Here is a 22,666-nt window from a genome sequence, read left to right on the forward strand (position 1 = left end):
CACTATGCGTTTGACACCGCATGAACAGGAACGCCTGCTCCTGTCCTATGCCGCCGAGCTCGCCCGCCGCCGCCAGGCCCGCGGGCTCAAGCTCAACCATCCCGAAGCGGTCGCGATCATCACCGACCACATCCTCGAAGGCGCCCGCGACGGCCGCACCGTCGCGGAGTTGATGGTCAGTGGGCGCGAGGTTCTCGGCCGCGACGACGTCATGGAGGGCGTGCCCGAGATGCTGCATGACGTCCAGGTCGAGGCCACCTTCCCCGACGGCACCAAGCTCGTCACCGTCCACCACCCCATCCCATGAGGGCAGACCGTTGATACCTGGCGAGATCGTCTTCGGCGACGGCGACATCGAGATCAACCCCGGCGCGCAGCGGCTCGAGCTGGAGATCGTCAACACCGGCGACCGTCCGGTACAGGTCGGCAGCCACGTGCACGTGGCGCAGGCCAACAGCGCGCTGCAGTTCGATCGGGCGGCGGCCTACGGCTACCGGTTCGACATCGCCGCGGGCACCGCGATCCGGTTCGAACCCGGTGTGGCGCAGAACGTTGCGCTGGTGCCTTTGCGCGGCACCCGTGAGGTGCACGGCCTGAGTCTCGATCCGCCCGGCAGATTGGACGAACGGAAATGACGCAGCTGCCCCGGACCCACTACGCGGCGCTGTTCGGCCCGACGACCGGCGACCGCATCCGGCTGGCCGACACCGACCTGTTCATCGAGATCACCGAGGACCGCAGCGGCGGACCCGGGTTGGCCGGCGACGAAGCGGTCTTCGGCGGCGGCAAGGTGCTGCGCGAATCGATGGGTCAGTCGCGCGCGACCCGCGCCGACGGCGCCCCCGACACCGTCATCACCGGCGCGGTGATCCTCGACCATTGGGGAATCATCAAGGCCGACATCGGTATTCGCGACGGTCGCATCGTCGGGATCGGTAAGGCCGGCAACCCCGACATCATGTCCGGTGTGCACCCCGACCTGGTGGTGGGCCCGTCGACGGAGATCATCGCCGGCAACGGGCGAATCGTCACCGCGGGTGCGATCGACTGCCACGTGCACCTGATCTGCCCGCAGATCATGGAGGAGGCCCTCGGCGGCGGCATCACCACGATCGTCGCCGGCGGTACCGGCCCGGCGGAGGGCAGCAAGGCTACGACCGTGACCCCCGGCGCCTGGCATCTGGCCCGCATGTTGGAGGCGCTCGACACCTGGCCGATGAACGTCGCGCTGCTGGGCAAGGGCAACACGGTCAGCAGCGAGGCGATGTGGGAGCAGTTGCGCGGCGGCGCAGCGGGTTTCAAGCTGCACGAGGACTGGGGGACAACCCCGGCCGCGATCGACGCCTGCCTGACGGTGTCGGAGGCCGCCGGCGTGCAGGTCAACATCCACACCGACACGCTCAACGAGGCCGGCTTCGTCGAGGACACCCTCGCCGCGATCAAGGGCCGCTCGATCCACGCGTATCACACCGAGGGCGCGGGCGGCGGACACGCACCCGACATCATCACTGTCGCAAGCCATCCCAACGTGCTGCCGAGTTCCACCAACCCGACACGGCCGCATACGGTCAACACCCTCGACGAGCACCTCGACATGTTGATGGTGTGCCACCATCTCAACCCCCGCGTACCGGAGGATCTCGCGTTCGCCGAGAGCCGGATCCGGCCGTCCACGATCGCCGCCGAGGACCTTCTGCACGACATCGGCGCGATCTCGATGATCGGCAGCGACGCACAGGCGATGGGCCGCATCGGCGAGGTGGTGATGCGGACCTGGCAGACCGCGCACGTGATGAAGCGCCGCCGCGGATTCCTGCCGGGGGACACCCGCGCCGACAACACCCGCGCCCAGCGCTACGTCGCGAAGTACACGATCTGCCCGGCCGTCGCCCACGGCCTCGACCGCGAGATCGGGTCGGTCGAGGTCGGCAAGCTCGCTGACCTCGTGCTGTGGGAGCCGGCGTTCTTCGGGGTGCGCCCGCATGTCGTCGTCAAGGGCGGCATGATCGCGTGGGCCGCGATGGGCGACGCGAACGCGTCGATCCCGACTCCTCAGCCGGTGCTGCCGCGTCCGATGTTCGGGGCCGCGCCCGCCGCGGCGGCGAGCACGTCCGTGCATTTCGTTGCGCCGCAGGCGATCGAGGACGGGTTGGCCGATCGAATCGCGGTCAACCGCAAGCTGGTCGCGGTCGGTAACGTGCGCGGCGTCGGTAAGGCGCAGATGCCGCTCAACGACGCGACGCCGGACATCCAGGTGGATCCGGACACCTTCACCGTGCGCATCGACGGCGAGGTGTGGCAGGAGCAGCCCGCCGCCGAACTGCCGATGGCGCAGCGATACTTCCTGTTCTAGCCGAAACCCGTTCACCGATGCCGCACCTCACCACCCTGCTGACCCTGTCGGATTCCCGGCTCCCGACCGGCGGCCACGTGCACTCCGGTGGGGTCGAGGAAGCGGTCAGCAGTGGGCTGGTGGTCGACCTGGAGACGCTGCGCGCCTTCCTGTGCCGACGGATCCGCACCGCCGGGTTGGTCACCGCGTCGCTGGCCGCGGCCGTACACCGCGGCACGCTGTCCGCGGCCGCCGGGCAGGACGGTGACCTGGAGACCGATGCGCGCACACCGGCTCCGGCTGCCCGCGAGGCGTCTCGCGCGCAGGGCCGCGGTCTGGTGCGGCTGGCCCGGCGCGTGTGGCCGGACCGCGACTGGGCCGCTTTGGGGGCGACCCCGCACCTCGCGGTCGCGGCAGGCGCGGTCGGGCGGGCCGGCGGACTGGAACCCGAGCACACCGCGGTCTCGCTGGTGTACACCACGATGACGGGCTCGGCGACCGCCGCGCAGCGACTGCTGGCGCTCGACCCCGGTGACGTGGCGGCCGTGACGTTCGAGTTGGCGGGGTTGTGCGAGCAGACCGCGTCCGACGCCGCGAAGGGTGTCGCCGACTTGTCCGATCCACTGCTCGATGTGCTCGCGCAGCGCCACGCCGACCGCGAACGACCTCTGTTCGCTTCCTAGAGAGGGCAATTCATGCCACCGCATTTCCTGGACGGGCAACCGCACGGCCACGCCGATCGGCCCCGTCGCGTTCGCAAGCCGGACGAGCCGTTGCGTATCGGTGTCGGCGGACCCGTCGGCTCCGGCAAGACCGCTCTGGTCGCCGCGCTGTGTCGGCAGCTGCGCGAAGAACTCTCGCTGGCGGTGCTGACCAACGACATCTACACCACCGAGGACGCGGACTTCCTGCGCCGCAACGCCGTGCTGCCCGACGACCGTATCGCCGCCGTGCAGACAGGTGGGTGTCCGCACACCGCGATCCGCGACGACATCACCGCGAACCTGGATGCGATCGACGATCTGATCGCCGCGCACTCGGGCCTGGAGTTGATCCTCGTCGAGTCCGGTGGGGACAACCTGACGGCGACGTTCTCGTCGGGACTGGTGGACGTGCAGATCTTCGTGATCGACGTCGCCGGCGGCGACAAGGTGCCGCGCAAGGGCGGACCCGGCGTCACATTCTCGGACCTGCTGGTGATCAACAAGACCGACCTGGCTCCGCTGGTGGGTGCTGATCTGGACGTGATGCGCCGCGACGCCGCCGCGGTGCGCGGTGACCGGCCGTTCGAGCTGATCTCGCTCACCGTCGATCCTGCCGCGACGCCGGTCCTGGGCTGGGTGCGCGACCAGCTCAGCGCCGCGCAGACCGTGTGATGCGCTCCGAGGTCGTCATCGTCGCCACCGCGGGCCGCTCGCCGCGTATCGAGTGCAGCGGAGGGATCGCCGCCCGCGCCACCCGAGTCGACACCGTGCACCTGGTGTCATCGGTCGCGACGCCGCTGGGTGGCGACACGATCTCGATTCGGGTCGTCGTGGAACCGGGCGCGCGGCTGCGGGTGCGCAGCGTTGCCGCGACGCTGGCGCTGCCGGGTCGGGCCACCGCGGAATCGCACGCCGACTGGGTGCTGGAGGTGGCCGGTGAACTCGATCTCGACCCGGAGCCGACGATCGTCGCGGCCGCGTCCCGGCATTTCGCGGCGACCCGCGTTAGGCTCGGGGCCGACGGCGCACTGCGGCTGCGCGAGCGAGTCCAGATCGGCAGAACCGGTGAGACGCAGGGCTTCTGGTCGGGCTCACTGCACGCCGATGTCGACGGCGCGCCGCTGCTGCGTCACCGCGTCGAGCTGGGGGAGGGTACACCGGGCGACGACGCGATCGCCGCGCCGCGCGCATGCGTCAGCGAACTGACCTATCCGCGAACCGATCCCGCGCCGCTCGGCACGCCGCTGATGCTGGCAGGCGGTGGCAGCCTGTCGACCTGGCAGGGCGACAGGCTCTGACCGCGACAGCTAGCTGTATTGACCACGGACGTTAGGTACGGCGTGGCGTGGTGACATGAAGAAGACCTCCGAGTGAAGTGCGAGCTGTCTAGGAACGCCATTCACTTCGGAGGTCTTCGTGTCCCACCGTAATGCCCCCTTGTCAGAAACCGGCCGTCTGCGCCTTGCCCGTTGTGTTGTCGAGGACGGCTGGACGCTGCGGCGGGCCGCTGAGCGCTTTCACGTCGCGGTCACCACTGCCCAACGGTGGGCCAACCGGTATCGCGAACTGGGACCGACCGGCATGGCCGATCGCAGCTCACGGCCGCACCGCAGCCCGCACCGGACGCCGACCCGAACCGAGCGACGGATCATCAAAGTCCGGGTCACGCGCAGGTGGGGCCCAGCCCGCATCGGTTACCTGCTGGGTATTCATCCCTCAACGGTGCACCGGGTGCTGGCCCGTTACGGTGTGGCCAGGCTGCGCTGGCTGGACCGCTCAACTGGCCAAGTCGTGCGTCGTATCGAAACGGCTTCAGTCGGCGAACTGGTCCACGTTGATGTCAAGAAAGTCGGCAAAGTGCCTGACGGCGGTGGCTGGCGGATGCAGGGACGCAGCATCGGTAACCGCAACTCCCAGTCCAGCAGGCAACCGGGACAGCACCGCAATCGCCGGCTCGTGCGCGGCTATCACTTCCTGCACACCGCCATCGACGGCCATTCTCGGCTTGCCTACAGTGAACTGCTCACCGACGAACGCAAAGAGACCGCAGCCGCGTTCTGGAACCGCGCCAATGCCTGGTTCGCCGAACGGGGCATCATAGTTCGAAAAGTGTTGACCGACAACGGTTCCTGCTATCGCTCTCATGCCTTCCGTGACGCGCTCGGCAACATCGAGCACCGCCGAACGCGTCCCTACCGGCCACAAACCAATGGCAAGGTCGAACGCTTCCACCGCACTCTGGCCGACGAATGGGCCTATGCCCGGCTCTACACCAGCGACGCCGAACGCTGCGACGAGTACTCCCGATGGCTCCACCACTACAATTACCACCGCGGCCACACCGCACTCGGCGGCCAACCACCCGCCGCCCGCGTCCCTAACCTCTCAGGTCAATACAGCTAGCTCGCGGCTTTCTCCGATTCCTGGACCGAGGCCGCGATCTCCTCGAGCTCCTCGATACGTATTCGCGCGTAGGCCTGCTGTTCGGTGATGGTCAGCTGACCGCGCTTGGTCGACAGGAACGTGACCGTCCACGACAGCAGCGTGACGATCTTGGTCTTGAAGCCGACCAGATACACCAGGTGCAGCACCAGCCACGACAGCCATGCGATGAACCCGCCGAACTCCAGCGGCCCGATCTTGGCGACGGCGCTGAACCGCGACACCGTGGCCATCGAGCCCTTGTCGAAGTACTTGAACGGTTCCCGCTCCTCGGGGTCGGCGCCCTTGAGACCGGCAGCGATCGCCTTCGCGGCATAGCGGCCGCCCTGGATCGCACCTTGTGCCATCCCTGGCACACCTTCGACGGCCGCCATGTCACCGACCACGAAGACGTTGGGATGACCCGGGATCGACAGATCGGGAAGGACTTTCACGCGTCCGGCACGGTCGAGTTCGACGCCGGACTGGTCGGCGAGGTCGCGGCCGAGCGGGCTGGCCGAAACGCCGGCCGACCACACCTTGCATGCGGCTTCGATACGCCGCATGGTGCCGTCGGGGTCCTTGACCGTGATGCCGTTGCGGTCGACGTCGGTGACCATGGCGTTGAGCTGGATCTCCACGCCCATCTTCTCCAGCCGGTCCTGCGCCTTCTTGCCGAGCTTCTCACCCATCGGCGGCAGCACCGCGGGCGCGGCGTCGAGCAGGATCACCCGTGCCTTCGTCGAATCGATATGGCGGAACGCACCTTTGAGGGTGTGGTCGGCCAATTCGGCGATCTGCCCGGCCATTTCGACACCGGTCGGCCCCGCGCCGACGACGACGAAGGTGAGCAGCTTCTCCCGGCGGGCCGGGTCGCTGGACCGCTCCGCCTGTTCGAAGGCGCCCAGGATCCGGCCGCGCAGCTCGAGGGCGTCGTCGATGGACTTCATGCCGGGAGCCCATTCGGCGAAGTGGTCGTTGCCGAAGTACGACTGGCCCGCGCCGGCGGCCACGATCAGGCTGTCGAACGGGGTGATGTAGGTGTGGCCCAGCAGCTCCGAGCGAACCGTCTTGGTCTCCAGGTCGATCCGCGTCACGTCGCCGAGGAGAACCTGCGCGTTCTTCTGCTTGCGCAGGATCACCCGGGTCGCCGGCGCGATCTCGCCCTCCGAGATGATGCCGGTCGCGACCTGGTACAGCAACGGCTGAAACAGGTGGTGGGTGGTGCGCGCGATCATCTTGATGTCGACGTCGGCGTGCTTCAGCGCCTTGGCGGCGGTCAATCCACCGAAACCCGATCCGATGATGACCACCTTGTGGCGATCGCTTGGAGTGGCTCCCGGATGGCTCATTGCAACTCCTTGTCGAGGTCCTGGGGAACAGACCTACTTCGGGGTGTTTCTTACCCACTCAGGACAACGAAAATCCTAGTCGCTGCGCTTCCTGTCGGTGCGGTGACGTCCCGCACCACCGCCGAAATCCCCATCCGTTTCCGACGTCACGCGGTGACCAGCGGTTTCAGCGCCTCTCCGAGTGCGGTGATCTGACCGGGCTGATAACCGAGGGCCTGGGTCGGCACAAACACGATGACGCCACCGACGCCGGCGTCGAGCACCTTGGCCTTGATCTGCTCGGCGACCTGCTCGGGGCTGCCCGCGACCATTCGCTGCCGGAAATCCTCGGGGATCGCATCCGCGGTCACCCCGTCGCCGACGAGGGCACCTACCAGCATGCTGGTCTCCAGGGTCGACGGATCACGGTCGACCTTCTCGCAGGCCTGCCTGACCACGTCCATCTTGCGGGGCAGCTCGTCGAAGCCGGCGATGACATTGAGGTGGTCGAAGTGCCGCGCGGCCAGCGGGATGGTCTTCTTCTCGCCGCTGCCGCCGATCATCAACGGAATATGTTCGCGGAAGCGGGGATTGGCCATCGCTTCCTGCACGCGGTAGTAGCGCCCGGTGAACGTCGGCTTCTCGCCCTCGATCATCGGGATGATGATCTGCAGTGCCTCGTCGAGCTTGTTGAAGCGGTCGGTGAAGGTGCCGAACTCGTAACCGAGTTGGTCGTGCTCGAGTTCGAACCAGCCGGTGCCGATGCCCAGGATCGCGCGGCCGGCGCTGATGACGTCGAGCGTGGTGATGTTCTTGGCCAGCAGAGTGGGATTCCGGTAGGTGTTCCCGGTGACCAGGGTGCCCAGTTGCACGTTGTCGGTGGCGGTGGCCAATGCGCCGAGCGCGGTGTAGGCCTCCAGCATCGGCTCGTCGGGCGTGCCGATGCCGGGCAGTTGGTAGAAGTGGTCCATCAGGAACACCGCGTCGAAGCCCGAGGTGTCGGCTTCTTGGGCCTGTTTGACGACGGTGGGGAAGAGGTCGGCGACCCCGGTGCCGTAGGAGAAGTTGTTGATCTGGAGTCCGAGTCGAATGCTCACATCTTCGACCCTAGGCAGGCCGGGCCCGACGCCGTCGGGCGTTTCACTCGGCGCGAAGCGCGGAATAAATCCCCGCTAGCCGAAGTTCGCCAACGCTCCGTGGCTGACGTGCAACGTCTGGCCGGTGATGTGCCGGGCCGCCGGGGTGGTCAGGAACAGCGACAGCCGCGAGATCTCGGCGCTGACCGGCGACGGAGTGCTGGACAGCCCCTCGTAGCCGCGCTCGAAGCCACGGCCCACCGCGACCGCGTTGATGGTGATCCCACGGATGCCGAAGTGGTTGGCCTGACCGGCGGTCCAGTCCGACACAGCTGCCTTGACCGCCGATGCGGCCCCGCCCTCGGTCGGCGGTTCGGGGATCACCGTGATGATGGAGCCGCCCGAGCGCATGTGGTCGCCGAGTACCTGGACCGTCAGCACCGGCGACACCAGGCCGGCGTCGAACAGCGCACGCCACTCGGCGGCATGGTCGTCGAGCGTGTAGGTGCGGGGGTCGCCGCCGGTCCATGCCGGCGCCGGCACGTTGACGATGGTGTCGAGGTGGGCGGGCACCTGGCCGTGCAGTGCCGCGACCGAAGCCGCATCGGCGCTGTCGAACACGAACACATCGGTGTCGAGTTCCTTGGCGAGGATCTCGAGCTCGTCACGCCTGCGGCCGCTGACGTACACCTTGTGCCCGGCGTCGTGGAAGCTCTGTGCGATCGTGCGTCCCAGATCGGTGTCGCATCCTGTGACAAGCACGTCCATTCCGAGCCCTCCTGTTGCGTTCGACGCTGAACCAGCGAGTGCCGATGATGTTACTGGACAGTAGCTAGATCAGAAACCCGGCTCGCCGCGACCGCGTAACGGTGGTGCGGCGGAGGCCGAATAACGGGCAGGACGTCACAATCGGATCACCGCGACCAACTCACCCCCGCGCGGCGCGCGGGCGGTGAGCCATGTCAGCAAATCGAATAACCATCAATGATCATTGGTTATTCACCTCATGGCAATGTAACGATTCGGCACAATTTGACCACCCCGCACTTGCGTCACGGCTGCAACACGGTAGTTTCTTCCCCATGGATCAGCCGGATGTGTCTTCTCGCCGCCGCAACGGCGCGCCGACGTCGTTTCGACGTTCAGTTCTGACGGGAGCCACGACCGCCGCACTGGCGGCGGCGTTGACGCTGCCCGCAGTCGCGCACGCTCAGCCAGCACCGACGCCGACCCCGGCGCCCGCCCCGCCGGCGGTCGAGACACCGCAGGCTCCGCCGCCCGTCGATCCGAATGCCCCCGCGCCGGCTCCGGCGCCGACTGACCCGAACGCACCGGCGCCCGCGCCCGCGGACCCGAACGCGCCGGCGCCCGCCCCCGCAGACCCCAACGCGCCGGCGCCCGCGGACCCGAACGCGGACCCCAACGCTCCTGCCGCGCCTGCGCCGGAGCCCGGTCGCGTCGACAATGCCGCCGGCGGGTTCAGCTATGTGGTCCCCGCCGGGTGGAAGGTCTCGGACGCCACGCAGTTGTCTTACGGCCAGGCGCTGCTGTCGAAGCTTCCGCCGGAGGGATCGCCGCCGGACGCGCAGCCGCCGAACGACACGAGCGTGCTGCTCGGCCGGCTCGACCTGAAACTCTTCGCCGGTGCGGAGAGCGACAACACCAAGGCCGCGCAGCGGCTCGCCTCCGACATGGGCGAGTTCTTCATGCCGTTCCCCGGCACGCGGATCAACCAGCAGGTCGTTCCGCTGGAGAACAACGGTGTCGCGTCGTACTACGAGGTGAAGTTCACCGACACGAACAAGCCCAACGGCCAGATCTGGGCCGGTGTGGTCGGCACGCCGGTGGCTCCCGGAACGCCGCGGGGCCAGCGCACCCCGGAGCGGTGGTTCGTGGTGTGGCTCGGTACGGCTACCAACCCGGTGCCGCAGGCCGAGGCCGTGACGCTGGCCAACTCCATCCGGCCGTGGGCCCCGCCGCCTCCGCCGGCCCCGGCGGATCCGAATGCGCCGCTGCCGCCGGCCGACCCGAACGCTCCGCCGGCGGACCCGAATGCTCCGGCGCCGCGGCCCGCCGTGGGTGTCCCGGTCCCGGTCGACCCGAACACCGCTCCGGGGATGTTGCCTCCCGCGTGATCGTGTCCGATTCGGCGACCGTTGGTAGGACCGAATCGTTATCGACAAGCGGTATACCTGCACCATGGGCCCGGATGCGACCGCACCTGGGCTGGGCTGGCGACAGGTAGGAGACCGAGATGGACGCGCAGATAGACGTGGTTGCGGCGAGTGAGATCCTGGCCCGGTCGACGACGCTGACCAGCGTCGGCTGGATCGGCTACATCATCATCGGCGCGATCGCGGGCTGGATCGCCGGCAAGATCGTCAAGGGGTCGGGCTCCGGGATCCTGATGAACATCGTCATCGGCATCGTCGGTGCGCTGATCGGTGGTTTCCTGCTGAGCTTCTTCGTCGACACCGCGGGCGGCGGCTGGTGGTTCACGCTGTTCACCGCGATTCTCGGCTCGGTGATCCTGCTCTGGATCGTCGGTAAGGTGCAGGCGAGATCCTGAGCCCCGCGATGCGGGCGTGGCAGGTCCGCAGGCCCGGGCCGGTCGCGACGGCGCCGCTGGTGCAGGTCACGGCGCCGGTGCCGGAACCCGGGCCGGGGGAATTGCTGGTCGCGGTGCAGGCGTGCGGTGTGTGCCGCACCGATCTGCACGTCGCCGAGGGTGATCTGCCGGTGCACCGGCGCGATGTGGTCCCCGGGCACGAAGTCGTCGGGGAGGTCGTGCGCGTCGGCGACGGGGTGGACGCCTTCACCGCCGGTGACCGGGTCGGTATCGCGTGGCTGCGGCACACCTGCGGCGTTTGCCGGTACTGCGCGCGCGGCCAGGAGAACCTCTGCCCGGAGTCCCGCTACACCGGATGGGACTCCGACGGCGGCTACGCCGAATTCGCGACGGTTCCCGCAGCGTTCGCGCTGCCGCTGCCGAGCGGGTACACCGACGCCGAACTCGCGCCTCTGTTGTGCGCCGGAATCATCGGATACCGGGCCCTGATGCGTGCCGACGTGCCGCCCGGCGGCCGGCTCGGGATCTACGGTTTCGGTGGTAGCGCCCACCTGACCGCACAGGTGGCGCTGGCCTCAGGTGCCGAGGTGCACGTGATGACGCGCGGCGAACGGGCTCGCGAGCTCGCGCTGTCGTTGGGTGCCGCCTCGGCGCAGGGCGCCGCCGACCCGCCGCCGGTACCGCTGGATTCGGCCATCCTGTTCGCGCCCGTCGGCGACCTGGTCCTGCCTGCCCTGGAGGCGCTGGACCGCGGCGGCACCCTCGCGGTGGCCGGAATCCATCTCAGCGACATCCCGGTGCTGAACTATCAACGCCATCTGTTCCAGGAACGGCAGCTTCGTTCGGTCACGTCGAACACGCGCGCCGACGCACATGCTTTCCTGCGCTTCGCGGGCGAGAGCCGCCTGCAGGTCACCACGGCGCCCTATCCACTCGACCGCGCCGACGACGCGTTGCGCGACCTCAGCGCCGGACGCATCTCCGGTGCCGGGGTGCTGATCGTCTGAGCCACAGCATCGACTGAGTCACAGCGCCGCCAGCGCCGCGCCCAACCGGCCCGCCAGATCGCCGCGACCGCCCCGGTAGAGCGGCCCGGAGCCGTCGGCCAGGACGAGGCGCAGTCGCGCGACGCCTCGATCGCCGACCGGATGCGGGGCCAGCAGCCGGCCGACGATCCGCTCGATCAAGCCTTCGGCCGCGACGACGTTCGCGACGTGGACCGGGATCCGCGATGCCGAGGTGCCTTCGCGTGCATCGTGTACACAGCGGCGCAGGGCGCGGGCGATCGCGGTCCGCTCGGCCGCAGAGGTGAGCCGGGCTCGGTGGGCTGACAGTGGGCTCCCCGGCGCGGGTGCGACGCCCACCGAGAGTTGCCGGTCGTAGACCCCGGGGCGCAGCCGGGCGTCGAGACGGGCGAACAGCATCCTCATCTCCATTCAATGACTGCCGAACACGCTATAGCGGTCACGCATGACCAGTCAATGCCGTTTGATGGTCATCAGTGCTAGCCTGGGCGTGTGGCGCCGCACTGGCCAGGCGACGACGAGGGCAAGCCCGCCCCCGGGTCGCTACGGTGTGTCCAGGAGCTGGTCAACACCGTCGAACGGCCCGATGGCGCCGACCGCCTCGCCGACCCCGCCGACGCGCGCCCGTGGCTGCTCGGCCACGGACTGCTCGGTGCGTCCGCAGACCTGACGCCGTCCGATCTGACCCTGGTGGCCCAAGCCCGGGAGGCGCTGCGGGCGATGCTGGTGCACAACGGCGGTGGATCCGTTCCGGCGCCTGGGACGCTCGCGCCGCTGGTCCGTATCGCCGCGGCGGCGAGGATCCGACCCACGGTCTCCGCGGACGGATCGGTGGGGATGACCGTTGACGGTGACGACGTCGTGAGCCGGCTCGCCGGCCTGCTGATCACCGTGCGTGACGCCCAGCGTGACGGCACGTGGTCACGGCTCAAGGCGTGCCGCAGCGACGAATGCCGGTGGGCGTTCTACGACACGTCCCGCAATCGCGGCGGCGCCTGGTGCGATATGGGGGCGTGCGGCAACAAGGTCAAGAACCGGGAGTTCCGGGCGCGTAAGCGGGCGGCGAAAACCGTCAGGACAGATGCCAGACCAGCGCGGCCGCCAGCGCACCGAGCCCGTTGAGCGACCAGTGCAACGCGATCGGGGCGATCAGGCTGCCGCTGCGGCGGCGCAGCCAGGAGAACACGAACCCGGCCGCCGCGGTCGCGATCACCGCGCCGACCACGCCGGCCACCATGCCGAACACCCCGCCGCCCAGGATCTTGGTGAAGCCGACATTGCTGGCCGTCAGCCCCAGCGAGGTCGCGATGTGCCACATACCGAACAGCAGCGATCCCGCTGCCGCGACGCCGCGCCAGCCCCACGCCCGGTCCAATGCGCCGTGCAGCACCCCGCGGAACGCGAGCTCCTCGGGGATCACGGTCTGCAGCGGGATGATGATCATCGACGCGACCAGCGCGCCGGACAGCGTCGCGTAGTTGTTGTTCAGGAACATCGGCCGCGTCCACGGCAGCAGCGCGCCGACCGCGATGACGGTGCCCACCAACGCGACCGCGCCCAGCGCGTAACCGGCGCCCGACTTCCAGTGCTCCCGGCCCAGTCCGAGCTCGGACCAGCCGAGACCGCGTGAGCGCACCAGGAACACCAGCCCGACCGCGGCGGCCGGGATCACGGCGACGTTGGCCCACGGCGTGGTGAAGTGCGCGAGCAGATTCGACAGCGCGAGGACCACGACGACGATCGCGATGTCCACATAGATCCGGAAGTGGTGCAACGCGGACAGCTGGGCCAGCACGGGATGCGGTTCCACGGCGGCGGAGGCGACGTCAGACATTTCCGCACCAGCGTACCCGGACTATTCGTTGTCACCGCCGGTCGCGGACGCGCCGTCAGCGCTCGCGGTGCCGAAACCGGACTCGCGCGCGGCCGGCCACACCCAGTCCTTCACCTCGGGGATGTCGTCTCCGTGGGCACGCGTGTACTCACGCGCGGCGATCCGTTTGTCGGCCATCTGCTGGCGCAGCGTCGCGCATCGGGATCCGAGCGTCGGCACCCGATCGATCACATCCATGACCAGGTGGTAGCGGTCGAGGTCGTTGAGCATCACCATGTCGAACGGTGTCGTGGTGGTGCCTTCCTCCTTGTAGCCGCGCACATGCAGATTGTCGTGTCCGGCCCGGCGGTAGGTCAGCCGGTGGATCAGCCAGGGGTAGCCGTGGTAGGCGAACACGATCGGCCGGTCGGTGGTGAAGATCATGTCGAAGTCGCGGTCGGACAGACCGTGCGGATGCTCGGTCGCGTCCTGCAACCGCATCAGGTCGACCACATTGACGAACCGGACCTTCAGGTCGGGCAGATGCTGCCGCAGGATGTCGGCGGCCGCCAGTGCCTCCAGTGTCGGGATGTCGCCGGCCGACGCGAGCACCACGTCGGGGTCGGTGCCGACGACCTCAGAACCCGCCCACTCCCAGATGCCGAGCCCGCGGGTGCAGTGCGCGACCGCCTGCTCCATGGTCAGGAACTGCGGTGACGGCTGTTTGCCCGCCACGACGACGTTGACGTACTGGCGCGACCGCAGGCAGTGGTCGTAGGTGGACAGCAGCGTGTTCGCGTCCGGCGGCAGGTAGACCCGCACCACCTTGGCGCTCTTGTTGACGACGTGGTCGATGAAACCGGGGTCCTGATGGGAGAAGCCGTTGTGGTCCTGGCGCCAGACGTGACTGGACAGCAGGTAGTTCAGGCTCGCGATGGGCCGTCGCCACGGGATCTCGTCGGTGACCTTGAGCCACTTCGCGTGCTGGTTGAACATCGAATCGATGATGTGGATGAACGCCTCGTAGCAGTTGAACAGGCCGTGCCTGCCGGTCAGCAGGTAGCCCTCCAGCCAGCCCTGACACTGGTGCTCCGAGAGCATCTCCACGACCCGACCGACCCGGGCAAGGTGCTCGTCGACCTCCGGCCCGACGAACTCGGCGTCCCACTGTTTGTCGGTGGCCTCGTAGACGGCCTGGAGCCGGTTCGACGCGGTCTCATCCGGCCCGAAGATGCGGAAGTTGTCCGGATTGAGCCTGATCACCTCGGTCAGCCACTGCCCGAGCACGCGGGTGGCCTCGGCGACGCTGGCGCCGGGGGCAGGCACGTCGACGCCGAACGTCCGGAAGTCCGGCAGCCGCAGGTCTTTGAGCAGCAGGCCGCCGTTGGCGTGCGGGTTGTCGCTCATCCGCAGCGTCCCGGGCGGGGCGAGCTCGGCGATGTCGCGCAGCAGTGCGCCGTCTTCGTCGAACAGTTCGTCGGGGCGGTAGGAGGTCAGCCAGTCGGCGAGCACGCCGAGGTGCTCGGCGGTGTCGCGGGCATTCGACAGCGGCACCTGGTGTGCCCGCCATGAACCGGTCGTCTTCTTGCCGTCGATGTAGGCGGGCCCGGTCCAGCCCTTCGGGGTGCGGAACACGATCATCGGCCAGGCGGGCCGCGATTCGTCGCCGTCGGTGGCGCGGGCCTTGATCGCCGCGATCTCGTCCAGCACGTCGTCGAGCAGCGCCGCGAAGCGGCGGTGCGCGTCAGCGTGATCGGACGCCGAGGCGTCGTCGGGGACCTCGAAGAAGTGCGGATTGTGCCCGTATCCGACCATCAGGCTGCGGAGTTCGTCGGTGGGGATGCGGGCCAGCACCGTCGGGTTGGCGATCTTGTAGCCGTTGAGGTGCAGGATCGGCAGCACCACGCCGTCCTTGGCCGGGTTGACGAGCTTGTTGGAGTGCCAGCTGGTGGCCAGTGGCCCGGTCTCGGCCTCGCCGTCGCCGACGACGGCCGCGACGAGCAGATCCGGGTTGTCGAACGCGGCGCCGTACGCATGCGACAGCGCATAGCCGAGTTCGCCGCCCTCGTGGATCGAGCCGGGTGTCTCGGGGGCGACGTGCGACGGGATGCCCCCGGGGAAGGAGAACTGCCGGAACAGCCGGCGCAGACCCTCGGTGTCCTGGGTGATGTCGGAGTAGATCTCGCTGTACGTGCCGTCCAGATACGCGTTGGCCACCAGACCCGGTCCGCCGTGCCCGGGGCCGGTCACGTAGATCGTCGACTGCTCGCGCTCCTTGATGGCGCGGTTGAGGTGGGCGTAGAGGAAGTTCAGACCGGGCGTGGTGCCCCAGTGGCCCAGCAGTCGGGGTTTGACGTCATCACGGGTCAGCGGGGTCCGCAGCAGGGGGTTGTCCAGTAGATAGATCTGGCCCACCGACAGGTAGTTGGCGGCGCGCCACCACCGGTCCACGCGGTCGAGCTCCGCGTCGCTGAGCGGATTGCGTTGCGTGGTCGCGGTCGTGGTCGTGGTCGTCATCTCTCCATCCAACTCCGCTTGTGGGTGCGGTCAACCCGTACCCGCAAGCCGGCAGGTTAATCTTCGGTGCGTCCCCAGGCGGTCGATGTCCGAGAACGCCCGTTACGCGATGAGCCGGCCCGCCGCACCGGTGTGGCCGAATCGGCCAGGGACGCAATGCCTCCCGTCGACAAGGCCACGCCCGCCGTGATGGTTTTCCGGTGAGATCTGCCGCACAGTCCTAAGGGCGGACGTCGACCAGGTCGATCGGCTGATCGCCGACGGCATATTGTTCGCCTACCAGAAGAACGTCTAGGAGGCCCCTCCCGTCATGCCCATCGACCCCAGGACCCCGGTACTCGTCGGCTACGGCCAGGTGAACCAGCACACCGAGGATGCGACGGTGGAGCCTGTCGACCTGATGGTGGCCGCGGCCCGCGAGGCGGCCGACCCCAGGGTGCTGGAGGCGGTCGACGCCGTGCGCATCGTCAACCTGCTGTCGTGGCGCTACCGCGATCCCGGGCTGCTGCTCGCCCAGCGCATCGGCGCCGAGAAAGCCGAGACCCGCTACACCGGGATCGGCGGCAACGTGCCCCAGACCCTGGTGAACCTGGCCTGCCTGGACATTCAGCAGGGCAAGCACGACGTCGTGCTGATCGCCGGCGGCGAGACCTGGCGGTCGCGGACCCGGGTCCGCGCGGCGGGCAACAAGATGCAGGGGACACGCCAGGACGAGTCGGTGCCGATGGCGCCGGGTTCCGACGAGAACCTCCCGATGGCCGGACCCGGTGACGCCAAGATCGGGCTGGACCGTCCCGCCTACGTGTATCCGATGTTCGAGCAGGCCGTGCGCATCGCCAACGGCGAGACCTTCGACGAGCACCGCCGCCGCATCGGTGCGCTGTGGGCGCAGTTCTCCGCGGTCGCCGCGACCAACCCGCATGCGTGGAGCCACGACGCGCTGACCGCCGAGGAGATATTCCAGCCGTCGCCGAAGAACCGGATGATCAGCTGGCCCTACACCAAGCTGATGAACTCCAACAACATGGTCGACCAGGGTGCGGTGCTGATCCTGACCTCGGTGGAGAAAGCCCAGTACCTCCAGATTCCCTCGGAGCGTTGGGTTTTCCCGTACGCCGGCGCCGATTCGCACGATACCTACGCGATCGGCGAGCGGGCCGAGTTCCACACCAGCCCGGCCATCCGCATCGCGGGCAAGCGGGCCCTGGAGCTGGCCGGCGCGGGCGTCGACGACATGGACCTGATCGACGTGTACTCGTGCTTCCCATCGGCCGTGCAGGTCGCGGCCAGGGAACTTGGTCTACCCGTCGGCGACGCGGACCGGCCGCTGACCGTGACCGGCGGGCTGACCTTCGCGGGCGGGCCGTGGAACAACTACGTGACCCATTCGATCGCGACGATGGCCGAGCAGCTGGTCGCCCAGCCCGGCAAGCGTGGCTTCATCACCGCCAACGGCGGCTACCTGACCAAGCACAGTTTCGGCGTGTACGGCACCGAGCCCCCGGCCCACGAGTTCCGTTGGGAAGACGTGCAATCCGAGGTCGATGCAGAACCCACCCGGGCCGAGCTGGTGGACTGGAGCGGCGACGGCAGGGTGGAGACGTGGACGACGCCGTTCGACCGCGACGGCAAACCCGAGAAGGCGTTCCTGGCGGTGCGCACCCCCGACGACGCCCGCGTCCTCGCGGTGATCACCGACCCGGCCCAGGCGCAGACCACGGTGACCGACGACATCGCCGGGGCGACCGTGCGCGTGAACGCCGACGGCACCGCGTCGCTGGCGTAGCTAGAGCAGCCCGAGCGCGACCACGGCGTCGCGCTCGGCGCGCAGCTCGTCGACGGAGGCGTCGACGCGCGCCCGCGAGAACGGATTGATGTCCAGCCCGTCGACGATCTGCCAGCGCCCGTCGACCGAGCGACACGGGAACGAGCACACCAGCCCCTCATCGACGCCGTAGACGCCGGGGGAGGGCAACGCCACTGAGGTCCAGTCACCGGCGGGGGTGCCGTGCACCCAGTCGTCGATGTGGTCGATGGCGCCGTTGGCTGCCGACGCCGCCGAGCTGGCTCCGCGTGCTTCGATGATCGCGGTTCCGCGGCGGGCCACCGTGGGGATGAAATCGTCGGTGAGCCAACGGGTGTCGGCTGCGTAGTCCGCGCCGGCGCGACCGCCCACGGTCGAGTGGAAGATGTCGGGATACTGGGTCGGCGAGTGGTTGCCCCAGATCGTCATCCTGGTGATCTCGGTGACCGGCACCTTCGCGTGCCGGGCCATCGCCGCCACGGCACGGTTGTGGTCGAGTCGGGTCAGCGCGGTGAACCGTTCGGCGGGAATGTCAGGCGCGTGGGCGGCGGCCACGAGGGCGTTGGTGTTCGCCGGGTTTCCGACCACGAGCACCCGGACGTCGGGCGCCGCGCCCGCGTTGAGCGCGCGGCCGGCCGCCGCGAAGATCTGTGCGTTGGCACCGAGTAGGTCGGCACGTTCCATGCCTTTGGTGCGCGGCTTCGCGCCGATCAGCAGCGCCACCTCGACACCGTCTAAGGCCCGGACCGGATCGTCGTAGATCTCGGTACCCGCCAGCAGCGGGAAGGCGCCGTCGTCGAGTTCCATCACCACACCCTCGGCGGCGCGCACCGCGTCGGGAAGCTCCAGCAGGCGCAACATGACCGGGGTGTCACGGCCGAGCATGGCTCCGGCGGCGATGCGGAACAGCGCCGCGTATCCGATGTGGCCGGCGGCGCCGGTGACGACGACGGTGACTGGCGGCTGGTCGGTCGGCATGGTGTCGACCCTACTCAGGGGGCGTCGGCGGGCACATCGGTGTAGACGGGCGCGTAGCTGTCGGCGGAGAACGTGAAGCCCTTGCCGCTGGACTCGGACAGGCACGAGATCCCGCTCGCCTCTTGGATATTGCAGCGGAAGCCGGCGGCCGCGAGGATCCGGTTGAACGGCAGTACGCGCGCGGGTCCGGGCTCCAGCGCGAAGCCCGGCGGCGCGGGTGCGGCGAACCGCGGGCCGGCGGCACGGTCGAGGGCGATCGCGGTCGGCGCGGTCGGCTCACCGTCGGGCCCCGGCACCTCGTCGGGCGCCCCGTCGATCCCGAGGGACGACGGACGCGCGTTCTGGCACCCGGCGCGGACCCGTGGCACGATCGCGCACTCCCACCGTCCGCTCGGCGAGGTGAAGTAGTAGCCGGTCTGCCCGTCGACGTCGGCGGCGAAGTCGAACGCGTTGGCCAGGTGGGCGTTGGTGGCGCGGGTGGTGGCCGGCGCAGCGGTCGCGGTGTTCGTCGCCGGCGGCGCCGCGTCCTCGGTGTTGACTACGGTCGGTCCGGCACACCCCGCGCCGAGCACGGCTGTCCCGGCGAGTGCCATGCGGATCACGTATCGCATAGCCCATTGGACCATCCGCCGGTTACGTCGCGATCGTGTCTCGCAGCTCGTCGTCGAGTGACACCCGGACCAAAGCGGCCGCGAGCCGGGCACATTCACCCCGGCCGAGACTGGCCAGCTCGTCGGGGTCGCCCGGCAGGCCCAGGTCTTTCGCCGCGGCGGTGGCCCGAGTGTCGAAGTACGGCCGCACCCAGGTCCAGACGTCCTGCACCTCGCGCAGGAAGATGGAGGCGCCGGTGTCGCCGATGCCGGTGAACTCCTTCAGCAGCCGTTTGGCCGCGTCGCGGTCCTGCTCGCAGCGGGCGGCCAGCTCGCGCAGATCGCCGTGGTAGTCGTCGCGGACCGCGGACGCGATATCGACCAGCCGGGTCGCCGAGCTTTCGTCGTAACGGGCGTATCCGGCGCGGCCGAACGCGTCGATCATGGTCCGGCGGTCCGCGTCGAGCACCGCGGCGGGGGTGCGCAGCTTCTGGCCGAACAGCTCTCTGGCCGCCCGGGTCGCGACGGTCGCGTCGATCGGCTTGCTGGCCAGCATGCACAGCACCAGCAGTTCGAACAGCGGCATCGGTGTGTCCGCGAGCGTGATACCGGCTTCCTCGGCGTAGGTGGTGCCCGCCTCCTCGAGCAGCCTGCGTGTCGTGTCGTCGTGGCTCATGCCGGACGGCTACCCGGTGCGGCGGTATCGAATCCGCTACTTGGCGGGCAGGCTCTTGGCGCGGTCGACGCCGCGGGCCACCCACGCCGACAGCTGCCGGGTCGTCGCGACCCCGTCGGCGTGCACGCGCAACCAGCCGCGCATCTCGCGTCCTGACATCACCATCGGCTCGACGTGGCGGCGGGACACCAGCGCGTCGGTCTGTTCGGGTGGGACCCGGATCATCAGACCCCCCTGTGAACTGACCACGACCGCCATGTTGCCGTCGATCAGGAAGGCCAGCCCGCCGAACATCTTCTTCTCGTCGACTCCGCGTTCGGACGCGATCAGTTCGCGGACACGGTCGGCGAGGCCGGTGTCGTAGGCCATGGGGTGACGCTAACCGACACCGCGAAAGCGCGTGTCTGTACGGTGACACGCGGTCATCTGCGTACAAACACGCGCTTTCGTCAGCAGCTTCCCGAGCGGCCTTACGCGGCGACCTGCTCCGCCTGGCCGGCAGGCACCAGCGCCTGCGCGACGATGTCGGCGACGTCGGTCATCGGCCGCACGTCGAGTGCCTCCAGCACGTCGGCGGGCACGTCGTCGAGATCCGCCTCGTTGCGCTGAGGGATGAACACGCATCCCAACCCGGCGCGCTGGGCGGCGAGCAGCTTCTGCTTCACCCCGCCGATCGGCAGCACCCGGCCGTTGAGCGTGACCTCACCGGTCATCCCGACGTCGGCGCGCACCTGGCGCCCGGTGGCCATCGAGACCAGCGCGGTCACCATCGTCACGCCTGCCGACGGCCCGTCTTTGGGCACCGCACCGGCGGGGACGTGGATGTGGATGCGACGGTCCAGGGCCTTCGGGTCGACGCCGAGTTTGGCCGCGTGGGAGCGGACGTAGGACAGCGCGATCTGCGCGGACTCCTTCATCACGTCGCCCAGTTGGCCGGTCAGCTGCAGTCCCGGCTCTCCATCGGTCGCGCCGGCCTCGATGTAGAGGACGTCACCACCCATACCGGTCACCGCCAGACCCGTGGCGACCCCGGGCACCGCGGTGCGCTCGGCCGACTCCGGGGTGAAGCGCGGACGCCCCAGGTACGCGACGAGATCGGCCTCGTCGATGACGATCGGTCCAGACCCGGCGGCGAGCTTCGTCGTCGCCTTGCGCATCGCCTTGGCCAGCAGCCGTTCGAACTGCCGCACCCCGGGCTCGCGGGTGTAGTCCGCGGCGATCTTGCGCAGCGCCGCGTCGGTGACGGTGACCTCGTCGTCGGTCAGCGCCGCACGATCGCGCTGGCGCGGCAGCAGGAAGTCGCGGGCGATCGCCAGCTTGTCGTCGGCGGTGTAACCGTCGAGCTCGACCAGCTCCATCCGGTCCAGCAGTGCCGTCGGGATGTTCTCGATGACGTTGGCCGTCGCGAGGAACACCACGTCGGACAGGTCCAGGTCCAGATCCAGGTAGTGGTCGCGGAACGTGTGGTTCTGCGCCGGATCCAGCACCTCCAGCAGCGCGGCCGCCGGGTCACCGCGGTAGTCGGAGCCGACCTTGTCGATCTCGTCTAGCAGCACAACGGGATTCATCGATCCCGCCTCGCCGATGGCCCGCACGATGCGGCCAGGCAGTGCGCCGACGTACGTGCGCCGGTGCCCCCGGATCTCCGCCTCGTCGCGCACGCCGCCGAGGGCGACGCGGACGAACTTGCGGCCAAGTGCGCGCGCGACGGACTCGCCGAGCGAGGTCTTGCCGACCCCGGGCGGGCCGGCGAGCACCATGACCGCGCCGGAACCGCGACCGCCGACGACGGACATGCCGCGCTGGGTGCGACGGGCACGCACGGCGAGGTACTCGACGATGCGGTCCTTGACGTCCTCGAGGCCGTGATGGTCGGCGTCGAGGATCTCCCGGGCGGACTTCAGATCCGTCGAATCCTCGGTGGTCACGTTCCACGGCAGGTCCAGCACGGTGTCGAGCCAGGTGCGGATCCAGCCGCCCTCCGGGCTCTGCTCACTGGACCGCTCCAGCTTGCCGACTTCACGCAGGGCCGCCTCGCGCACCTTCTCGGGCAGATCGGCGGCCTCGACGCGGGCCCGGTAGTCGTCGGTCGACTCGTCACCGTTCTCGTCGAGCTCACCGAGCTCCTTGCGGATCGCCGCGAGTTGCTGGCGCAGCAGGAATTCCTTCTGCTGCTTCTCCATGCCGGTTCGGACGTCCTCGGCGATCTTGTCGTTGACCTCGGTCTCGGCCAGATGGTCACCGGTCCAGCCGATGAGCAGCCGCAGCCGCTCGTCGACGTTCTCGGTCTCCAGCAGCTGACGCTTCTGCACGTCGCTGAGGTAGGACGCGTAGCCGGCGGTGTCGGCCAGCGCGGAAGGGTCGGTGATCTTGTTGACCACGTCGACGATCTGCCATGCCTCGCGGCGCTGCAGCATCGCCAGCAACAGCTTCTTGTATTCGGCGGCAAGCGTTTTGGTCTCGTCGGTGGTCGCGGGTTCGGCGACTTCCTCGACGAGCACCCACAGCGCGGTGCCGGGGCCGCTGGCGCCGGATCCGATGTGGGCGCGTTTCTCGCCGCGCACCACCGCGACCGCACCGCCGCCGGGCAGACGCCCGACCTGCACGACCGATGCCAGCACACCGTAGGTGGGGTAGCGGTCGTCGAGGCGCGGCGCGATCAGCAGCTTGCCGGACTCACTGGCCTGCGCGGCGTCGACCGCGGCGCGGGCGGCGTCATCCAGTTCGATCGGGACGACCATCCCGGGCAGAACGATCGGTTCGGCGACGAAGTGCACGGGGACTTGCAAAGCTTCAGGCATCAATCCTCCTGGGGTACGTTCAACCCAAA

The 22,666-nt window shown here is 69.0% G+C and carries 23 protein-coding genes; 12 read left to right on the top strand and 11 right to left on the bottom strand.

What is annotated here, in order from left to right:
* The first annotated feature begins 4 nt into the window (after nt 1-4).
* The 7 genes from NTM_RS20185 (at nt 5) to NTM_RS20215 (ending at nt 5,439) form a co-directional block, all read left to right on the top strand.
* A complete protein-coding gene (locus NTM_RS20185) occupies nt 5-307 on the top strand; it encodes an urease subunit gamma (protein ID WP_104861221.1) in 303 nt (100 codons plus the stop codon).
* A 10-nt stretch (nt 308-317) separates the two neighbouring features.
* The gene (locus NTM_RS20190) at nt 318-635 is read left to right on the top strand and encodes an urease subunit beta (protein WP_163767350.1); all 318 of its coding nucleotides are present in this window, start codon (nt 318-320) and stop codon (nt 633-635) included.
* On the top strand, nt 632-2,353 hold the full coding sequence (locus NTM_RS20195) for an urease subunit alpha (protein WP_163767352.1): 1,722 nt from the start codon (nt 632-634) through the stop codon (nt 2,351-2,353). The genes NTM_RS20190 and NTM_RS20195 overlap by 4 nt, the downstream gene beginning before the upstream one ends.
* A gap of 17 nt (nt 2,354-2,370) precedes the next feature.
* Complete coding sequence (locus tag NTM_RS20200) at nt 2,371-3,015, top strand: urease accessory protein UreF (protein ID WP_104861218.1); 645 nt, start codon at nt 2,371-2,373, stop codon at nt 3,013-3,015.
* Between the two features lie 12 nt (nt 3,016-3,027).
* A complete protein-coding gene (gene ureG / locus NTM_RS20205; protein WP_104861217.1) occupies nt 3,028-3,708 on the top strand; it encodes an urease accessory protein UreG in 681 nt (226 codons plus the stop codon).
* The gene (locus tag NTM_RS20210; RefSeq protein WP_104861216.1) at nt 3,708-4,334 is read left to right on the top strand and encodes an urease accessory protein UreD; all 627 of its coding nucleotides are present in this window, start codon (nt 3,708-3,710) and stop codon (nt 4,332-4,334) included. Before ureG ends, NTM_RS20210 begins: the two co-directional genes overlap by 1 nt.
* A gap of 118 nt (nt 4,335-4,452) precedes the next feature.
* Nucleotides 4,453-5,439, top strand: coding sequence for an IS481 family transposase (locus NTM_RS20215; RefSeq protein ID WP_163767354.1), 987 nt, complete (start codon nt 4,453-4,455; stop codon nt 5,437-5,439).
* Here NTM_RS20215 and NTM_RS20220 read toward each other — a convergent pair.
* The 3 genes from NTM_RS20220 to NTM_RS20230 form a co-directional block, all read right to left on the bottom strand.
* Nucleotides 5,436-6,809 carry a type II NADH:quinone oxidoreductase Ndh gene (locus tag NTM_RS20220; protein WP_104861215.1) on the bottom strand — a complete coding sequence of 458 codons (1,374 nt, stop codon included), beginning with the start codon at nt 6,807-6,809 and terminating at the stop codon, nt 5,436-5,438. The genes NTM_RS20215 and NTM_RS20220 overlap by 4 nt on opposite strands.
* A gap of 146 nt (nt 6,810-6,955) precedes the next feature.
* Nucleotides 6,956-7,885: an LLM class F420-dependent oxidoreductase gene (locus tag NTM_RS20225; RefSeq protein ID WP_163767355.1), complete on the bottom strand. Its 930-nt coding sequence runs from the start codon at nt 7,883-7,885 to the stop codon at nt 6,956-6,958.
* 75 nt (nt 7,886-7,960) lie between these two features.
* Nucleotides 7,961-8,632, bottom strand: coding sequence for an SDR family oxidoreductase (locus tag NTM_RS20230; protein ID WP_163767357.1), 672 nt, complete (start codon nt 8,630-8,632; stop codon nt 7,961-7,963).
* A 314-nt stretch (nt 8,633-8,946) separates the two neighbouring features.
* Between NTM_RS20230 and NTM_RS20235 the strand changes: the two genes are divergently transcribed.
* The 3 genes from NTM_RS20235 to NTM_RS20245 all read left to right on the top strand — a co-directional run bounded on the left by NTM_RS20235 (nt 8,947) and on the right by NTM_RS20245 (nt 11,440).
* The gene (locus NTM_RS20235; protein ID WP_163767360.1) at nt 8,947-9,999 is read left to right on the top strand and encodes an APA family fibronectin-binding glycoprotein; all 1,053 of its coding nucleotides are present in this window, start codon (nt 8,947-8,949) and stop codon (nt 9,997-9,999) included.
* 131 nt (nt 10,000-10,130) lie between these two features.
* A complete protein-coding gene (locus tag NTM_RS20240) occupies nt 10,131-10,433 on the top strand; it encodes a GlsB/YeaQ/YmgE family stress response membrane protein (protein ID WP_104861543.1) in 303 nt (100 codons plus the stop codon).
* Between the two features lie 8 nt (nt 10,434-10,441).
* Nucleotides 10,442-11,440: a zinc-binding alcohol dehydrogenase family protein gene (locus NTM_RS20245; RefSeq protein ID WP_163767361.1), complete on the top strand. Its 999-nt coding sequence runs from the start codon at nt 10,442-10,444 to the stop codon at nt 11,438-11,440.
* 18 nt (nt 11,441-11,458) lie between these two features.
* On the opposite strand, the gene NTM_RS20250 is transcribed toward NTM_RS20245, so the two are convergent.
* A complete protein-coding gene (locus NTM_RS20250) occupies nt 11,459-11,857 on the bottom strand; it encodes a hypothetical protein (RefSeq protein ID WP_232079775.1) in 399 nt (132 codons plus the stop codon).
* Between the two features lie 93 nt (nt 11,858-11,950).
* Here NTM_RS20250 and NTM_RS20255 point away from each other — a divergent pair, with 93 nt between their 5' ends.
* Nucleotides 11,951-12,580, top strand: coding sequence for a CGNR zinc finger domain-containing protein (locus NTM_RS20255; RefSeq protein ID WP_163767365.1), 630 nt, complete (start codon nt 11,951-11,953; stop codon nt 12,578-12,580).
* Here the strand turns inward: NTM_RS20255 and NTM_RS20260 are convergent.
* A complete protein-coding gene (locus NTM_RS20260) occupies nt 12,531-13,292 on the bottom strand; it encodes a CPBP family intramembrane glutamic endopeptidase (protein WP_163767367.1) in 762 nt (253 codons plus the stop codon). The two genes, NTM_RS20255 and NTM_RS20260, sit on opposite strands and share 50 nt — an antisense overlap.
* Before the next feature lie 21 nt (nt 13,293-13,313).
* Entirely contained in the window at nt 13,314-15,788 is a 2,475-nt protein-coding gene (locus NTM_RS20265; protein ID WP_163767369.1) for a phosphoketolase family protein, read from the bottom strand.
* A 310-nt stretch (nt 15,789-16,098) separates the two neighbouring features.
* On the opposite strand from NTM_RS20265, the gene NTM_RS20270 reads away from it, so the two are divergent.
* Nucleotides 16,099-17,574: an acetyl-CoA acetyltransferase gene (locus NTM_RS20270; protein ID WP_163767370.1), complete on the top strand. Its 1,476-nt coding sequence runs from the start codon at nt 16,099-16,101 to the stop codon at nt 17,572-17,574.
* On the opposite strand, the gene NTM_RS20275 is transcribed toward NTM_RS20270, so the two are convergent.
* The 5 genes from NTM_RS20275 to lon all read right to left on the bottom strand — a co-directional run bounded on the left by NTM_RS20275 (nt 17,575) and on the right by lon (nt 22,637).
* Nucleotides 17,575-18,570: a malate dehydrogenase gene (locus tag NTM_RS20275; RefSeq protein ID WP_163767373.1), complete on the bottom strand. Its 996-nt coding sequence runs from the start codon at nt 18,568-18,570 to the stop codon at nt 17,575-17,577. It lies immediately after the preceding gene.
* Nucleotides 18,571-18,584: 14 nt separating this feature from the next.
* A complete protein-coding gene (locus NTM_RS20280) occupies nt 18,585-19,163 on the bottom strand; it encodes a hypothetical protein (RefSeq protein WP_232079776.1) in 579 nt (192 codons plus the stop codon).
* A gap of 40 nt (nt 19,164-19,203) precedes the next feature.
* A complete protein-coding gene (locus tag NTM_RS20285) occupies nt 19,204-19,836 on the bottom strand; it encodes an endonuclease (protein WP_163767377.1) in 633 nt (210 codons plus the stop codon).
* 36 nt (nt 19,837-19,872) lie between these two features.
* Nucleotides 19,873-20,205, bottom strand: coding sequence for a TfoX/Sxy family protein (locus NTM_RS20290; RefSeq protein WP_104861202.1), 333 nt, complete (start codon nt 20,203-20,205; stop codon nt 19,873-19,875).
* A gap of 101 nt (nt 20,206-20,306) precedes the next feature.
* Nucleotides 20,307-22,637, bottom strand: a complete 2,331-nt coding sequence (gene lon, locus NTM_RS20295; protein ID WP_163767379.1) for an endopeptidase La — start codon at nt 22,635-22,637, stop codon at nt 20,307-20,309.
* Nucleotides 22,638-22,666 lie beyond the last annotated feature (29 nt).

Source organism: Mycolicibacterium parafortuitum (genome assembly GCF_010725485.1).
GTDB lineage: Bacteria > Actinomycetota > Actinomycetes > Mycobacteriales > Mycobacteriaceae > Mycobacterium.

What these genes read in the sequence shown, in the direction of transcription:
- NTM_RS20235 (WP_163767360.1), top strand. Translation starts at nt 8,947, where the DNA reads ATGGATCAGCCGGATGTGTCTTCTCGCCGCCGCAACGGCGCGCCGACG.
- lon (WP_163767379.1), bottom strand. Translation starts at nt 22,637, where the DNA reads ATGCCTGAAGCTTTGCAAGTCCCCGTGCACTTCGTCGCCGAACCGATC.
- NTM_RS20220 (WP_104861215.1), bottom strand. Translation starts at nt 6,809, where the DNA reads ATGAGCCATCCGGGAGCCACTCCAAGCGATCGCCACAAGGTGGTCATC.
- NTM_RS20250 (WP_232079775.1), bottom strand. Translation starts at nt 11,857, where the DNA reads ATGCTGTTCGCCCGTCTCGACGCCCGGCTGCGCCCCGGGGTCTACGAC.
- NTM_RS20275 (WP_163767373.1), bottom strand. Translation starts at nt 18,570, where the DNA reads ATGCCGACCGACCAGCCGCCAGTCACCGTCGTCGTCACCGGCGCCGCC.
- NTM_RS20280 (WP_232079776.1), bottom strand. Translation starts at nt 19,163, where the DNA reads ATGGCACTCGCCGGGACAGCCGTGCTCGGCGCGGGGTGTGCCGGACCG.
- NTM_RS20285 (WP_163767377.1), bottom strand. Translation starts at nt 19,836, where the DNA reads ATGAGCCACGACGACACGACACGCAGGCTGCTCGAGGAGGCGGGCACC.
- NTM_RS20290 (WP_104861202.1), bottom strand. Translation starts at nt 20,205, where the DNA reads ATGGCCTACGACACCGGCCTCGCCGACCGTGTCCGCGAACTGATCGCG.
- NTM_RS20230 (WP_163767357.1), bottom strand. Translation starts at nt 8,632, where the DNA reads ATGGACGTGCTTGTCACAGGATGCGACACCGATCTGGGACGCACGATC.
- NTM_RS20185 (WP_104861221.1), top strand. Translation starts at nt 5, where the DNA reads ATGCGTTTGACACCGCATGAACAGGAACGCCTGCTCCTGTCCTATGCC.
- NTM_RS20210 (WP_104861216.1), top strand. Translation starts at nt 3,708, where the DNA reads ATGCGCTCCGAGGTCGTCATCGTCGCCACCGCGGGCCGCTCGCCGCGT.
- NTM_RS20270 (WP_163767370.1), top strand. Translation starts at nt 16,099, where the DNA reads ATGCCCATCGACCCCAGGACCCCGGTACTCGTCGGCTACGGCCAGGTG.
- ureG (WP_104861217.1), top strand. Translation starts at nt 3,028, where the DNA reads ATGCCACCGCATTTCCTGGACGGGCAACCGCACGGCCACGCCGATCGG.
- NTM_RS20265 (WP_163767369.1), bottom strand. Translation starts at nt 15,788, where the DNA reads ATGACGACCACGACCACGACCGCGACCACGCAACGCAATCCGCTCAGC.
- NTM_RS20195 (WP_163767352.1), top strand. Translation starts at nt 632, where the DNA reads ATGACGCAGCTGCCCCGGACCCACTACGCGGCGCTGTTCGGCCCGACG.
- NTM_RS20260 (WP_163767367.1), bottom strand. Translation starts at nt 13,292, where the DNA reads ATGTCTGACGTCGCCTCCGCCGCCGTGGAACCGCATCCCGTGCTGGCC.
- NTM_RS20200 (WP_104861218.1), top strand. Translation starts at nt 2,371, where the DNA reads ATGCCGCACCTCACCACCCTGCTGACCCTGTCGGATTCCCGGCTCCCG.
- NTM_RS20245 (WP_163767361.1), top strand. Translation starts at nt 10,442, where the DNA reads ATGCGGGCGTGGCAGGTCCGCAGGCCCGGGCCGGTCGCGACGGCGCCG.